The sequence below is a fragment of the Neoaquamicrobium sediminum genome, assembly GCF_040970315.1.
In the GTDB taxonomy this organism is placed as follows: domain Bacteria; phylum Pseudomonadota; class Alphaproteobacteria; order Rhizobiales; family Rhizobiaceae; genus Aerobium; species Aerobium sediminum.
Window position 1 is genome coordinate 1007853 of the sequence record NZ_JAZHFV010000001.1, and the last position, 15536, is coordinate 1023388.

The following is a 15536-nucleotide window of genomic DNA, read 5'->3' on the forward strand; positions in this document are numbered from 1 at the left end:
CGATGGACCGGGCGGACACGGACGGCAAGCGCAGCTATCTGATCGGGCACGCGGAATTTTCCGCGCGCCGGCTGGAGCCCGCGCTCTATCTGGTGGCGACCCCGATCGGCAATCTCGGCGACATCACCATCCGCGCGCTGGAGACGCTGGCGGCCGCAGACATTGTTGCCTGCGAGGACACCCGCGTCACGCGCGTATTGCTCGACCGCTACGGCATCAGGCGCCGAACCACCGCCTACCATGAGCACAACGCAGCCGAGGCGGGGCCGAAGCTGGTCGAGGCAGTGCTGGCGGGCAAGAGCGTGGCCCTGGTTTCGGATGCCGGCACCCCGCTCCTTTCCGATCCCGGTTTCCGGCTGGTCGGCGAGGTCGTGGAAGCCGGCGGCCGCGTGGTGCCGATACCGGGCGCTTCGGCCCTGCTGGCGGCACTCACGGCGTCGGGACTGCCGTCCGACACGTTCCTGTTTGCCGGGTTTCTGCCCGTGAAGGCCGGACAGCGAAAGACGCGACTGGAGGAACTGCGCGCGGTGCCGGCAACGCTGGTGTTCTACGAATCGCCGCGCCGGCTTGCCGATTGCCTTGCGGCAATGGCCGAGGTGCTGGGCGACCGTGAAGCCGCCATCGGCCGCGAACTCACCAAGACTTTCGAGGAGATGCGTAGGGGGTCTCTGGCAGCGCTGGCGCAGGCTTATGCCGGGGAAGACACGCCCAAGGGCGAGGTCGTCATCTGCGTGGCGCCTCCGCAGGAAGCTGCCTCCACGGTCGAGGATGTCGATGCGCTGTTGCTTTCGCTGGCCGGCGAGATGGGGGCATCGCGGGCTGCCGGCGAGGCGGCCAAAATGACCGGCGCGCGCAGGGCCGACCTCTACCGCCGGCTGATGGAGCTCAAGAGCGATGGCTGACGGCGTGCGGGCGAGGCGGCAACGCGCCCTGCGCCGCGGCAGCCGGGGTGAGTGGCTCGCCTCGCTGGCGTTGATGCTCAAGGGCTATCGCATCGTCGAACGGCGCTACCGCACCAAGCTTGGTGAGATCGACCTGATCGCGCGGCGCGGCGACCTCGTGCTCATCGTCGAGGTCAAGGTGCGCTCTACGCTGGTGCAGGCCATGGAGGCCATCGGGCACCTGAGCGAACGCCGCATCGCGGACGCTGCCGATCTCTGGCTGATGCGCCAGCCCGACCATGCCCGTCTCTCGATCCGTTTCGACATGGTGGCGGTGCTGCCGCGCCGCTGGCCCGTGCATGTGGAGAACATCTTCCAGCGCGTCTGAGCAGCGCACATCCTTACCTTGCGTGCCCCTTGATGGGGGATCATTCTGTCTGGCATCGTGGAAACGATGACCAGAGAGGGAATGAAGATGTGCCATCATTGCGTCATTGAAAACGTCAAGCAGAACATGCTGTCGCGCCGTAGCCTGTTCAAGGGTGGTGCGGCCGTGGCAGGGGCCGCAGCACTGGGCGCACTGCCGGTTTCAGCCGCCGCCCAGAGCCCGGCCGCGTCCATGCCCGCCGCAGCCGGCTGGAGCGACCTCACGCATGAGCTATGGGATACGTTCCCGACCTATTTCGGCGGACAGCAGCTTTTCTTCGAGAAGCAGTACGATTTCGCAAAGGACACCTTCAACCTCTACGAACTGTGCCTGAGCGAACATACCGGCACCCATATCGACGCGCCGCTGCATTTCACCGCCGATGGCAAGTCGGTCGCCGAACTACCTATAGAAGATCTGATCTGCCCCCTCGTGGTGATCGACATTGCCGCCGAAGCCGAGGAGAACCCCGACGTGCAGGTGACGCCTGATCATATCGCCGCCTGGATTTCGGCGAACGGCGACATCCCTGAGGGCGCATGCATTGCGATGAATTCGGGTTGGGACCGGCATGTGGCCACCGACAAGTTCCGCAATGTCGGCGACGATGGCAAGACCATGCATTTCCCCGGTTTCCATGTCGAAGCGGTGCAGATGCTGATGGACGAGACCTCCGCCAAGGCGATCGCGGTCGATACGCTGTCTCTCGACTTCGGGCCTTCGCCGGACTTCATCGTCCACAACACCTGGCTGCCTTCCGGGCGCTACGGCATCGAGGGCATTGCCAATCTCGGCGCGTTGCCGGCCTCGGGCGCAACTATCGTGGTCGGCGCGCCAAAGGTGCGCGGTGGCACCGGCGGTCCGGCCCGTATCTTCGCTTTCGCCTGACTGCTTGACTGGACAGGCATCGGTGGCCGGCTCTACCGTCTCGTCGTCGGCAATGGCGGCTCACCTGGGGAGGGGAAGCGATGTCCTATGATTATGTCATCGCCGGCGGCGGTTCCGCCGGCGCGACCTTGGCTGCGCGCTTGTCGGAAGATCCGTCCGTCGAGGTATGCCTGATAGAGGCAGGCGGCGAGGGCCGTGACTTCCTCATCCGCACGCCGATGGGCACCGTGGCGATGCTGCCGGGACGGCCGAAGATCAATAACTGGGCCTTCACCACCGAGCCGCAGGAGGGTCTCAACGGACGCCGGGGCTATCAGCCGCGCGGCCGCACGCTCGGCGGCTCAAGCGCCATCAACGCTATGCTCTATGTGCGCGGCCATCGCTCCGACTATGACGGCTGGGCCGATCTCGGCTGCGACGGCTGGTCGTGGGACGAGGTGCTTCCCTATTTCCGTCGTGCCGAGGGCAACCAGCGCGGCGCCGACGATCTTCACGGCAACGATGGACCGCTGCAGGTGCGCGACCAGCCGCACCCGCGATCGATCAGCCGGGCCTTCATCGAAGCCTGCGCGCAGTCCCAGCTACGCACGACCACCGACTTCAACGGCCCGGAACAGGAAGGTGCCGGCTACTATCAGGTGACGCAGTTCTGGGACGGTGCGCATCGCGGAGAGCGCTGCTCCGCTGCCGCTGCCTACCTGCATCCGCATATGGGCGTGCGGCCCAACCTGACGGTCATCACTGGCGCTCACGCCACTGGCATCGAATTCGACGGGAAGCGCGCCGTCGGCCTGCGTTATCGCAGGGGCCGGCAGGACATGCTCGCTTCCGCGCGTCGGGAGGTGGTGCTGTCGGGCGGGGCGTTCGGGTCGCCGCAACTCCTGCTTCTGTCCGGCATCGGGCCGGCTGACGAGCTGAAGCGCCACGGCATCGCGGTGCGACACGAACTGACCGGCGTCGGCCGCAATCTTCAGGATCATCTCGACTTCATCGCCTCGTGGAAATCGAAGGAGACTGATCTCGTCGGCGTCGGTCTTCGAGGCACGACGAACATCCTCAAGCAGATCGGCATCTGGCGACGCGAGGGCGGCGGCATGATCGCCACGCCCTCGGCCGAGGCAGGCGCCTTCTTCAAGTCCCGGCCGGACCTCGACCGGCCCGACCTGCAACTGCATTTCGTCATCGGCGTCGTCGACGACCACGCCAGAAAGCTGCACCTCGGCTACGGCTATTCGTGCCATGTCTGCGTGCTGCGGCCTTTCTCGCGCGGCGAGGTCGGGCTGGGCGATGCCAATCCCTTGTCGCCGCCGCGCATCGATCCGCGCTATCTCTCCGACGATCGCGACGCGGCGCTTATGGTCAAAGGCGCGCGCAGGATGCGCGAAATACTCGCCGCGCCGGCGATGGCGCCTTACCGACACAAGGAGCTTTACATGCAGGGCGATGTCTCCGACGGCGAGCTGCTCGGCCACATCCGCGCCCGCGCCGACACGATCTACCATCCGGTCGGCACCTGCGGCATGGGGACCGGCGACGACGCCGTCGTCGATCCGGAGTTGCGGGTGCGGGGGCTGGAGGGGTTGCGGGTCGTGGACGCTTCGGTGATGCCGACGCTGATCGGTGGCAACACCAACGCGCCGACCATCATGATCGCCGAGAAGGCGGCGGACATGATCAAGGCGGCCGCCATGTAGTTCCACTTGGCTCTTCAACGTCGCTGCTTCTCTTTCTCTCACGAGCCGCACAGCTTCTCCACCGTCATCCCGGCCGAGTGAGCGAAGCGAGGGAGAGCCGGGACCTATTGAGCGGCAGGGCCGGGTTGAAGGTTCGCGCGAAAGCGCTGAAACGCGCCGGGATGAGAGCTGGGCCTGGCCCATGTTCTTCGGACCAATGGGTCCCGGCTCGGCGGTCGCTGACGCTCCCTTGGCCGGGATGACGCCGTTGCATGGCTGCATGTCGTCACACCACCACGCCTGGTTACCGGCTGCTCATCGCCCTCGACTGGCTCGGGATGAGCGATGGCGCCGCCGCCGCCAGCCTACCTCCGCGTCACCCGCATCGGCAGGCCGCCCTGGGGTTGCGTGGTGAGTTTCTGTACCGGCCATGGCTTCGTCTCGAGCACGCTGTCGAAGCGGAAGCGCGACATCAGGACGCCGAGCGCGATCACGGCTTCCTGCATGGCGAAGCTTGCGCCGATGCAGATGCGCGGGCCGGCGCCGAAGGGCAGGTACTGGAAACGGTCGATGGCGTCGCGGTTGTCCGGATGGAACCGCTCCGGCATGAACGCTTCCGGCTCGTGCCAGAGCTTGCGGTGGCGATGGATCGTCCATGGCATGATCTGGATCTGCGCGCCGCGCACGATGTCGAGGTCGCGCCAGCGCTCGGGCGTGATCGCCTCGCGGCTGATCGAAGCCGCCGGCGGATAGAGCCGCATGGCCTCCTCGAAGGCGGCGCGGGTGAAAGGCATCTTGCCGAGCCATTCATAGGGATCGGGCGTGCTTGCCACGACCGCGTCGATCTCCGCCTCCACCCGGTCACGCTCGCCGGGTGCTTCGGCAAGGCAGAACAGCGTCCAGCCGAGCGCGCGGGCGGTGGTTTCGTGCCCGGCGCCGATGAAGGTGATGATGTTGTCCTCGATTTCGGATGCCGAAATCCCCTCCGGACCTTCGGCTTTCAGCAGCAGCGTCAGGAAATCGCTGGGCGAGCCTTCCGGGTCCCGCGCGAGCTTCGCCTTGCGCATGCGCATCGTATCGGCGACCAGCCCGCGGAAGAAGGCGAGCGCCTTGCGACCGCGCAGCCGCGTGATGCGGGGCAGCCAGTCCGGCGCGCCGATCAGGTCGAGCGGGTCGACCCGCCCCATCGTTTCGAACAGATGGTCGACCTGGTGCGCGAAATCGTCAGGATTGCCGGCAATCTCGCCGGAAAACAGAGTCTCGGCCAGGATCTCATAGGTCAGCATCGTCATATCGCGGGCGACATCGACGATCGCGCCGTCCTCGTAGCGCGCGGCGAAGTCCTGCGACACGCGCAGCATGGGTCCCGCGAAGCCGGCGATGTGGCGCGGCGTGAAAACCGGCGCCATCGCCTTGCGCGACCGTTTCCAGACCTCGCCCTCGGCCGTCAGTAGGCCATCGTGCAGGATCGGGCGCAGAATCTTCTGGCGTACGCGCGCCATCCGGTAGTTCTTCGCGTTGTCGACGAGGATGTGACGGATCAGCGCCGGGTCGTTGGCGATCACCAGCGGGCCGCCGATCCCGGTGGAGATGGAAATCCACGGCTCGTTGTAGGAAGGTTCGCCCCACAATTCGAGCGGATTGCGATAGACGATCCGTATCATCTCGAGCGTCGACGGCGGCTTTGTGCGCGGCTTGGGCGCCGGCGGTACGAAGAGCGTGGCCTGGGTCATCGGCTGATCCTTGGTTCAAGCCGAATGTAGGAAGCCGCCCGCTGGCAGTCCACGCAGCCCGCAGCAGTGCGTCGAATTACAGCAGGCGGTGTGGTGCGGTTCAGGCCGTCAGGGCCGATGAGTTGCGAAGTTTGGCCCGATTATCGGGCCGGACAGGAATTTTGCCGGTTTTTGTCCCCGAAACGGCTCCATTCCTCTGCAAAACAGCGCGCATTTGTTGGAAATCGGGCCGCAAAACACCTATATCTGGGTATCTTTCTGGAGCATGATTCGGCACCGGTCCGGTGCTCCATTTCCGGGCTTTGCGAGATTGGAATTTCATGAGCGACGAGACCGAAAACGGCAACGGCGGCAACGAGTACGGCGCGGACTCCATCAAGGTCCTCAAGGGCCTCGACGCGGTGCGCAAGCGGCCGGGCATGTATATCGGCGACACCGATGACGGCTCCGGCCTGCATCACATGGTCTACGAGGTTGTCGACAACGCCATCGACGAATCGCTCGCCGGCCACGCCGACCTCGTGTCGGTGACGCTCAATCCGGACGGTTCGTGCACGGTGATCGACAACGGGCGCGGCATTCCGACCGCGATCCACTCCGGCGAGGGCGTTTCCGCTGCCGAAGTGATCATGACGCAGCTCCATGCGGGCGGAAAGTTCGACCAGAATTCCTATAAGGTTTCCGGCGGCCTCCATGGCGTCGGCGTGTCGGTCGTCAACGCCTTGTCGACCCAGCTTCGGCTGAAGATCCGCCGCGATGGCGAGATCAACGAGATGACTTTCACCCATGGCAACGCGGACGCGCCGCTGGCCGTGACAGGCTCCTACGTCGAGAACCGGCAACCCGGCACCTATGAAGGCCGTTCGGGCACCGAGATCACCTTCCTGCCGTCGCCGCAGACATTCACGAAGACCGAATTCGACTACGGCACGCTGGAGCACCGGCTGCGCGAACTCGCCTTCCTGAACTCGGGCGTGCGCATCATCCTGACCGACATGCGCCATGCCGACGTCAAGCAGGTCGAGCTGCATTATGACGGCGGGCTGGAAGAATTCGTCAAATATCTTGACCGCGCGAAGAAGCCGCTCATTACCGCGCCGATCGGGATCAGGGCCGAGCGCGACGGGATCACCGTCGAGGTGGCGATGTGGTGGAACGATTCCTACCACGAGAACGTGCTGGCCTTTACCAACAACATCCCGCAGCGCGACGGCGGCACCCATCTTGCCGGCTTCCGCGGCGCGCTGACGCGCCAGGTGACGGGTTATGCGGAGTCTTCCGGCATCTCCAAGAAGGAGAAGGTCTCGCTCACCGGCGACGACTGCCGGGAGGGCCTGACGGCGGTGCTGTCGGTGAAGGTGCCGGACCCGAAATTCTCCTCGCAGACCAAGGACAAGCTGGTCTCGTCGGAGGTGCGGCCTGTGGTCGAAAGCCTCGTCAACGAGGCGCTCAACACATGGCTCGAGGAGCACCCCGCCGAGGCGAAGGTGCTGATCGGCAAGGTGGTCGAGGCGGCGGCGGCCCGCGAGGCAGCGCGCAAGGCGCGCGACCTGACGCGGCGCAAGGGCGCGCTCGATATCACGTCGCTGCCCGGCAAGCTCGCGGACTGCCAGGAACGCGATCCGGCCAAGTCCGAAATCTTCATCGTCGAGGGTGACTCGGCAGGCGGCTCGGCCAAATCCGGACGCTCTCGCCAGAACCAGGCGATCCTGCCGCTGCGCGGCAAGATCCTCAATGTCGAGCGCGCGCGTTTCGACCGGATGCTGGGCTCGGACATGATCGGCACGCTGATCACGGCGCTGGGTACGGGCATCGGGAAGGACGAGTTCAACCCCGAAAAGCTGCGCTACCACAAGATCATCATCATGACCGACGCCGACGTCGACGGCGCCCATATTCGCACCCTGCTTCTGACCTTCTTCTTCCGGCAGATGCCGGAGCTGATCGAGCGCGGGCACCTCTATATCGCGCAGCCACCGCTCTATAAGGTCAGCCGCGGCAAGTCGGCTCAGTACATCAAGGACGAGCGTTCCTTCGAGGAATTCCTGATCGAGTCCGGTCTGGACGAGGCGTCGCTGGAACTGGACGGCGGAGAAGTGCGCGCCGGACAGGATCTTCGCGCGGTCATCGACGATGCGATTGCCGTGCGCACGCTCATCAACGGCCTGCATACGCGCTATTCGCGATCCATCGTCGAGCAGGCCGCGATCGCGGGGGCGCTGAACGCCGAAGTGCTGTCGAGCCCGGCGCGAGCCGCAGAAGCCGCCGCCTATGTCGCCCGACGCCTCGACATGATCGCCGAAGAGACCGAGCGTGGCTGGGAAGGTCGCGTGAATCCGTCCAACGAGGGCGCGGGCGGTCTGGTCTTCGAACGCACCGTACGCGGTGTGCGCGAGGTCGTGACGCTGGATGCCGGGCTGATCGGCTCGGCCGACGCGCGCGCCATCGACCGCTATGCGGGCCGGCTGCAGGAAATCTACGCCAAGCAGCCCGTGCTGCGCCGCCGCGACACCTCGGAGCCGATTTCGGGGCCGATGGCGCTGCTGGACGCCGTGTTTGCAACCGGCCGCAAGGGGCTGACCATGCAGCGCTACAAGGGCCTCGGCGAGATGAATGCCGAGCAGCTCTGGGAAACGACGCTCGATCCGAACGTGCGCTCGCTGCTTCAGGTCAAGGTGACGGACGCGACCGACGCAGACTCGCTCTTTGCCCGCCTGATGGGCGACGAGGTCGAGCCGCGGCGCGACTTCATCCAGGAAAACGCGCTGTCTGTCGCCAACCTCGACGTGTAGGCGACCGGCCGGAAAAGGAACGCCGAGAGGGCGGAGAGGTCATTGCAGACCTCTCCGCCCTTTTCTGTTTCAGGAAGCGGTCCTGCGGGCAAAATGCTCGTATGTCACCCGCCAGGGATCTTTGTCGGATACGCGCTCCTCGCCGATCCAGTGGAAGCTGTCGGCCGTGATTTCGGTAAAGCGCCATCGCGCCTTCAGGCCGCGCGAATCCTCGCCGACCTGGACGATGTCGTTGCCGTCGGCCCGGCCGATCTGGCGCGAATAGTCCTGGTTGAGCGGATCGCTCCATATGATGTGCCAGCCGTCGATCCCCGGATCGAAAACACGCAGCGTCGTGCCGTACATGGTCGACGGCGCCGGGCGCCTGGGCCTGATCCATATGTCCTGGATGGCACGGCCCTCGAGCACCCAGCCGAAATGGATTTCCCCGGTCGATTTCTCCGTTGTACCATCATCGAGGTGATGCACGGTATCCATCTCCCAGCTTCCGATCAGCCATCCATAGAGGCTCATGTCGCCGGCGATCCCAGCGGCAGGACCGCCCGATCCGAGAGCCGCATGAAACGGAGAAATTGTCATGGCGTCGCTGTCCCTTGTCCTTGGCTGGCCCGACGCCGAACGTCGCACAGCCTTGCTGCCACCCTGACGTCAGCAGGCCTTGCCAAGGCTTGGGAGGCCGGAGCCCGGATGACTAGGACAGCGACAGGTCCTGCGCCACGCCTTTGAGCAGCGCCAGCACCTCGTCGATCTCGGGCTGCGCCTTGCCGTCGAGCCGCTGGATATAGGGGCAGGTCAGCACGGCGATGGCATGGCCCTCCGGTGACCGGATCGGCACGGAGATGTCGTCCACGCCCCTGATCTGCTGGCTGGGTCCGATGCGGTGCCCGGCATTGCGGCAGGCCTCCAGTTCGGCGCGCATTGCGTCCATGTCGTGATCCTTGCCGTCGCGCTGCCAGCGGTCGAGCGCTTCCTCCGTGAGGTGCGGGTCCTGGAAGGCAAGCAGCGTGTGCCCCGAGCCAGTGCCCAGCAGGGCGATCTGCGTTCCCACCCTGATGCCGAATTCCCAATTGCCGGGGCATGTCGCCTGCGCCACGACGATGGCCTGTTCGGTATCGGGCACCACCAGATGCGATGATTGCAGGGCCGCGCGCGCAAAGGCGTCCATCAGCGGCAGCGCCCGAGCCACCAGCCGGCGCACGGGGGGGTGCCGGTGCGCAAGCACGAACAGCTTCATCGTCAGCGCATAGCGATCGCCCTCCGGCGAGCGGCTGACATAGTCACGCGCGACCAGCCGTTCGAGCATCCGGTAGATCTCGCTGGCGCTGCGGCCCATCGCCTTGACGATCTCGGCCCGGGTCATGCCCCGCGGCTGCTCCGAAAGCAGCTCCAAAATGTCGAGGCCCTTGTCCAGCGCAGGCGCGCGATAGCGGTCGTCCGTCTGTCTGTCCCTTTGCTCGACCACCGCAGATTCCATCACCCGACCTCATGCCCCAACGTCAGCGATTTCAGTTTACATATGAACGATCTGTTTGTATATAGAATGAGACGCTGCCAATTGACTGGGAGGACAATCGGCGAATGCGATCGTTTGGGAGCACATATCCGCTCGTTCCAGGCCGGCATGTTGACCGTGGGGTCGACTTTTGACGCCCCTCGTCGCCATGGCCGGGATCGACAAGAGTTTCCCGGGCGTACGTGCTCTGAATGGCGCGCGCTTCGAGTTGCTGGCAGGTGAGGTTCACGCCCTGATGGGCGAGAACGGTGCCGGCAAGTCCACCCTCATGAAAATCCTCGCGGGCATCTATCAGAAGGACCGCGGCGCGATCCTGATTGATGGCAACCCAGCCGAGATCGCGTCACCGCGCGCTGCCCAGGCGCTGGGCATCGGCATAATCCATCAGGAACTGAGCCTGATGCCGGACCTGACGGCGGCGCAGAATATCCTGATCGGGCGTGAGCCGCGCCGCGCCGGCGGGCTGCTGCTCGACGAAGCCGCGCTCAACGCACGCGCCGCCGCGATCCTGCAGGGCATGAACCTGTCGCTCGACCCGCGCACACCGGTGCACGGGCTCTCCATCGCGCGGCAGCAGATGGTCGAGATCGCCAAGGCGCTATCCTACAAGTCACGCGTGCTGATCATGGACGAGCCGACGGCCGCCTTGAACGATACAGAGATTGCCGAACTGTTCACGATCATCCGCAAGCTGCGCGGCGAGGGTGTCGGCATCGTCTACATCTCGCACAAGATGGACGAGCTGAAGCGTATCGCCGACCGCGTGACGGTGATGCGCGACAGCGAGACCGTCGACACCGTGCCAGCGGCCGAAACGCCGGTGGAGACCATCATTTCGATGATGGTCGGGCGCAAGCTTTCCGATGAAGCAGTCAAGGTGCCTGATCTAAGCGCCGCCGAGGTTGCGCTTGAAGTGCGCGGCCTGCGCCGGGGCGCCGAAATTCGCGACGTCAGCTTTTCGGTACGCAAAGGCGAAATCCTCGGCTTCGCGGGCCTGATGGGTGCGGGCCGCACGGAGGTGGCGCGTGCGATCTTCGGGGCCGATCCGCTCGAGGCCGGGGAGATCCATGTTCACGGCCGCAAAGTGGCGATCGCACAACCCAAGGACGCCGTGCGCGCCGGCATCGGTTACCTCTCGGAGGATCGCAAGCAGTTCGGCCTCGCCACCGGCATGGATGTGCGCAACAACATCGCGCTAGCGAGCCTGTCGCGCTTCACCGGCGCGGGCGGAATTCTTCGCGACGGGGCGATGCGGGAAGCCGCAGTCGGCTACATCGACATGCTCTCGATCAAGACGCCTTCGGACCTGCAGGAAGCGCGGCTGCTTTCGGGCGGTAATCAGCAGAAGGTCGTCATCGCCAAGTGGCTCCTGCGCGATTGCGACATCCTGATCTTCGACGAGCCGACCCGTGGCATCGACGTTGGGGCGAAAAGCGAAATTTACAAGCTTCTGAATTCGCTGGCCGCGCAGGGGCGCGCGGTGATCGTGATCTCCTCCGAATTGCCCGAAATCCTGCGGCTTTCGCATCGCATCGCGGTGATGTGCGAGGGGCGCCTGACCGGCATCCTGCCCGCCGGCGCTTCACAGGAAGAGATCATGAAGCTGGCAACGCAGCGCAACGGCGCGACCGGAGCGCAACAGCAGATGGGAGACGCGGCATGACCACCGAAGCAGCCACACCAGCGGCCCCTTCGCCGGCAGCAGCGAGGCTCTCCGGGGCGCATCACCGGCTACTGGCCTTCGCCAGCCTCATCGTTCTGATCCTGGGCTTCAGCCTTGCGTCGCCCAATTTCATGCAGACCAGCAACATCATCGCAATCCTGCAGGCGACCTCGGTCAACGGCGTGCTCGCCATTGCCGCGACGCTTGTCATCATTACCGGCGGCATCGACCTGTCTGTCGGCACGCTGATGACCTTCTGCGCGGTGATCTGCGGCGTTGTGTTGACCTACTGGGGCCTGCCGCTGCCGCTCGGCGTGCTGGGCGCGATCCTGGCTGGTGCCGCGGCTGGCTTCTGTTCCGGCACGTTCGTCGCCAAGCTCAAGGTGCCGCCATTCATCGCGACGCTGGGTATGATGCTGATTCTCAAGGGCCTTTCGCTGGTGATTTCGGGCACGCGACCGATCTACTTCAACGACACGCCCGGCTTCACCGAGATCGCGCAGGGATCGATCGTCGGTGTGCTTATACCGTCGGTGCCGTTGCCCAATGGCGTGTTGATCCTGTTCCTCGTTGCTATCGCCGTTTCCTTCATCCTGTCGAAGACGGCGCTTGGGCGCTACACCTTCGCGCTCGGCTCCAACGAGGAAGCGGTGCGCCTGTCGGGCGTCAACACGGACCGGTGGAAGATCGCCGTCTATACGCTCGCCGGCTCCATTTGCGGCATCGCCGGGCTGCTGATCGCCTCGCGTCTCAATTCCGCGCAACCCGCACTTGGTCAGGGCTACGAGCTCGACGCCATCGCGGCGGTGGTCATCGGCGGCACGTCGCTTTCCGGCGGGCGCGGCACGGTGCTCGGCACGCTGATCGGCGCCCTCATCATGAGCGTTCTGCTCAACGGCCTGCGTATTCTGTCGGTGGCGCAGGAGTGGCAGACCGTCGTCACCGGCTCGATCATCATCCTCGCCGTCTACATCGACATGCTGCGGCGGCGGAAGCTTTAGCAAGAGAGGGCGGTCAGCGCTCCGGAAACGTACCAATACGTGTAACCAAGGAGGAAATGCCATGCTCAACAGACGCACTATCCTGGGCGCGATCGGCGCGCTCGCCATGCTTGGCGCGGCAGTGCCCGCCAGCGCGCAGGAGACCTACATTCCGCTGATCTCGAAGGGCTTCCAGCACCAGTTCTGGCAGGCTGTGAAGGCCGGCGCCGACAAGGCCGCGGCCGAGTTCGGGGTCACCGTCACCTTCGAAGGTCCCGACACGGAGGCTCAGGTCGACCGCCAGATCGACATGCTGGCGGCCGCACTTGCCAAGAACCCCCAGGCCATCGGCTTCGCCGCGCTCGACAGCCAGGCGGCGATCCCCCTGCTGCGCAAGGCGCAGGAGGCCGGCATTCCGGTGATCGCGTTCGACTCCGGCGTCGATTCCGACATTCCCGTCGCCACCGCCTCGACCGACAATCTCGCCGCCGCCGCCCTTGCGGCCGACAAGATGGCCGAGCTGATCGGTGGCGAAGGCAAGGTGGCGTTGGTCGTGCACGACCAGACCAGCCGCACCGGCATCGACCGCCGGGACGGATTCGTCAACCGCGTCGAGGAAGCCTATCCGAACATCGAGATCGTCACCGTGCAGTATGGCGGCGGCGACCATCTGCAGTCGACGGAGATCACCAAGTCGATCCTGCAGGCCAATCCCGACCTGAAAGGCATCTTCGGCGCGAATGAAGGCTCCGCGATCGGGGTCGTCAACGGCGCACGCGAACTCGGCAAGACCGACCTCGTCATTATCGGTTACGATTCCGGCGCGCAGCAGAAGCAGGCGATCCGCGACGGATTGATGGCCGGAGCCATCACCCAGAACCCGGTCGGCATCGGCTACGAGACCGTCGCGGCTGCCGTGAAAGCGATCAAGGGCGAGGAAGTTCCGGCCGCGATCGACACCGGCTTCTACTGGTACGACAAGTCGAACATCGACGATCCCGAGATCGCCGCCGTTCTTTACGATTGACTGTAGCGAGCCGTCGGAGGCGCAGGTTTCCGACGGCTCCACAATTTTGAGACGACCGTCGATGTTTGCGCCCCATGTTGCCCCCCTCTGTCCTGCCGGACATCTCCCCCACGAGGGGGGAGATCGGCCGACCGCCTGGCTTTCGCCAATCGCCAGCGTTGCAGATGGAGCGGCGCGCTTGAAGCTGCCGATCTCCCCCCTCGTGGGGGAGATGTCCGGCAGGACAGAGGGGGGCAACGTAGGGCCAGGGTTCCTCAAGGTACGTTGGCTCCAGCGTTCATGCGCGAGTGCGGCATGACACGCATCGTCGACATGCAGGTGCTGGACCTGCGCTTTCCGACATCGCTCCATCTCGACGGATCGGATGCGATGAACCCCGACCCCGATTATTCGGCGGCCTATGTCATCCTCAGGACCGATGATGAGCATGAAGGCCATGGCCTGACCTTCACCATTGGGCGCGGCAACGAGATATGCTGCGCAGCCATCGAGGCGATGCGCCATCTCGTAATCGGGCTCGACATGGCCAAGGTCGCGGAGAACATGGGTGCTTTCTGGCGGCATGTTACGTCCGACAGCCAGCTTCGCTGGATCGGACCGGACAAGGGCGCGATTCACCTGGCGACCGGCGCCGTCGTCAACGCCGTGTGGGACCTGTGGGCAAGGCTAGAAGGCAAGCCGGTCTGGCGGCTTGTGGCCGAGATGAGCCCCGAGGAGATCGTGCGCTGCATCGATTTCCGCTACATCACCGACTGCATCACGCCGGCGGAGGCGGTCGAACTGCTGCGCGGCAAGGTCGAAGGCAAGGACGAACGCATCGCGACACTGCTTCGCGAGGGCTACCCCTGTTACACCACCTCGGCCGGCTGGCTCGGTTATGACGACGACAAGCTGCGCCGCCTGTGTCGGGAGGCGGTGGACGCAGGCTTCCAACATATCAAGATGAAGGTCGGCCGCGACAAGGCTGACGACATTCGTCGGTTGACCATCGCGCGCGAGACCGTCGGTGCCGACATCAACCTGATGATCGACGCCAATCAGGTGTGGGAGGTCGACGAGGCCATCGACTGGATCGGAGACCTTGCCTTTGCAAAGCCGTGGTTCATCGAGGAGCCGACCAGCCCCGACGACATCGAGGGCCATCGGCGCATTCGAGAGAATATCGCGCCGGTGAAGGTCGCGACCGGCGAGATGTGCCAGAACCGGGTGATCTTCAAGCAGCTCATCATGCGCGGCGCCATAGACGTGGTGCAGATCGATGCCTGCCGGCTGGGCGGCGTCAACGAGGTACTCGCCGTATTGCTGATGGCCGCGAAATACGGACTGCCGGTCTGTCCGCATGCCGGCGGCGTGGGTCTGTGCGAATATGTGCAGCACCTGGCTATGATCGACTATGTCTGCATTGCCGGCACGCTCGAGGGGAGGGTGGTCGAATATGTCGACCACCTGCACGAACATTTCGTCGAGCCATGTGTGATCGAGGGTGCAGCCTACATGCCACCGTCCGCGCCGGGCTTTTCCATCGAGATCAAGCCGAAATCGCGCGAAACTTACCACTTTGGCGCGTAACTCATAGCTAATCCCTCAGGGCGTCTGAAACAAAAGAACCCCGCCGCTCTCGAAAGAATCGACGAGGTTCCGTTGCCTGAGAAGCGTTGCATAGCACTGTTGTCGAAACGGTCAACAGTCTGTCAACGGATAGCGAACGCAACCTTTGGGCTTAACCCCCCTTTAAATAGCCGCATTTACTTTCCGCCCGATGCGATGCACGTGCATTGAGCCGACCGCCGAGGGGGTAGCAAGACGACGACGCTTCGGTGTTCCTTTCCCGCGATGGAGAAGGGGCGCCGGCGCCTTGGAGCGCTGAGGCGTGCTGCAAACCCTCGTCAGTCTCGATTGACATAGGTAGACTGCCGGATATGTTGCATCAGTGCGGCCGATGAAATCTTGAGTTGAGGC

Annotated in this window: 12 protein-coding genes; 9 read left to right on the forward strand and 3 right to left on the reverse strand. The window is 64.7% G+C overall.

Annotated features, from left to right (window positions below):
- The first annotated feature begins 2 nt into the window (after positions 1-2).
- The 4 genes from rsmI (at position 3) to V1479_RS05030 (ending at position 3890) form a co-directional block, all read left to right on the forward strand.
- A complete protein-coding gene (gene rsmI / locus V1479_RS05015) occupies positions 3-902 on the forward strand; it encodes a 16S rRNA (cytidine(1402)-2'-O)-methyltransferase (RefSeq protein ID WP_368801913.1) in 900 nt (299 codons plus the stop codon).
- Positions 895-1269 carry a YraN family protein gene (locus V1479_RS05020; RefSeq protein WP_173187672.1) on the forward strand — a complete coding sequence of 125 codons (375 nt, stop codon included), beginning with the start codon at positions 895-897 and terminating at the stop codon, positions 1267-1269. The genes rsmI and V1479_RS05020 overlap by 8 nt, the downstream gene beginning before the upstream one ends.
- Before the next feature lie 87 nt (positions 1270-1356).
- Positions 1357-2196 carry a cyclase family protein gene (locus tag V1479_RS05025; protein ID WP_368802003.1) on the forward strand — a complete coding sequence of 280 codons (840 nt, stop codon included), beginning with the start codon at positions 1357-1359 and terminating at the stop codon, positions 2194-2196.
- 80 nt (positions 2197-2276) lie between these two features.
- Positions 2277-3890, forward strand: a complete 1614-nt coding sequence (locus V1479_RS05030) for a GMC family oxidoreductase (protein ID WP_368801914.1) — start codon at positions 2277-2279, stop codon at positions 3888-3890.
- Positions 3891-4234: 344 nt separating this feature from the next.
- Here the strand turns inward: V1479_RS05030 and V1479_RS05035 are convergent, their stop codons facing one another.
- Positions 4235-5602, reverse strand: coding sequence for a cytochrome P450 (locus V1479_RS05035; protein WP_368801915.1), 1368 nt, complete (start codon positions 5600-5602; stop codon positions 4235-4237).
- Positions 5603-5922: 320 nt separating this feature from the next.
- On the opposite strand from V1479_RS05035, the gene gyrB reads away from it, so the two are divergent.
- On the forward strand, positions 5923-8394 hold the full coding sequence (gene gyrB, locus V1479_RS05040; RefSeq protein WP_173187666.1) for a DNA topoisomerase (ATP-hydrolyzing) subunit B: 2472 nt from the start codon (positions 5923-5925) through the stop codon (positions 8392-8394).
- A 69-nt stretch (positions 8395-8463) separates the two neighbouring features.
- Here gyrB and V1479_RS05045 read toward each other — a convergent pair whose 3' ends face one another.
- Both V1479_RS05045 and V1479_RS05050 read right to left on the reverse strand, forming a co-directional pair.
- Positions 8464-8973, reverse strand: coding sequence for a hypothetical protein (locus V1479_RS05045; protein ID WP_173187664.1), 510 nt, complete (start codon positions 8971-8973; stop codon positions 8464-8466).
- A gap of 112 nt (positions 8974-9085) precedes the next feature.
- Complete coding sequence (locus tag V1479_RS05050) at positions 9086-9868, reverse strand: IclR family transcriptional regulator (RefSeq protein ID WP_368801917.1); 783 nt, start codon at positions 9866-9868, stop codon at positions 9086-9088.
- 169 nt (positions 9869-10037) lie between these two features.
- On the opposite strand from V1479_RS05050, the gene V1479_RS05055 reads away from it, so the two are divergent.
- The 4 genes from V1479_RS05055 (at position 10038) to V1479_RS05070 (ending at position 15146) form a co-directional block, all read left to right on the forward strand.
- Positions 10038-11570, forward strand: a complete 1533-nt coding sequence (locus tag V1479_RS05055) for a sugar ABC transporter ATP-binding protein (RefSeq protein WP_368801918.1) — start codon at positions 10038-10040, stop codon at positions 11568-11570.
- Positions 11567-12571 carry an ABC transporter permease gene (locus V1479_RS05060; RefSeq protein WP_368801919.1) on the forward strand — a complete coding sequence of 335 codons (1005 nt, stop codon included), beginning with the start codon at positions 11567-11569 and terminating at the stop codon, positions 12569-12571. Before V1479_RS05055 ends, V1479_RS05060 begins: the two co-directional genes overlap by 4 nt.
- Positions 12572-12632: 61 nt before the next feature.
- Positions 12633-13577, forward strand: coding sequence for an ABC transporter substrate-binding protein (locus V1479_RS05065; RefSeq protein WP_173187658.1), 945 nt, complete (start codon positions 12633-12635; stop codon positions 13575-13577).
- A gap of 294 nt (positions 13578-13871) precedes the next feature.
- Positions 13872-15146, forward strand: coding sequence for an L-fuconate dehydratase (locus tag V1479_RS05070; protein WP_368801920.1), 1275 nt, complete (start codon positions 13872-13874; stop codon positions 15144-15146).
- Positions 15147-15536: the final 390 nt, after the last annotated feature.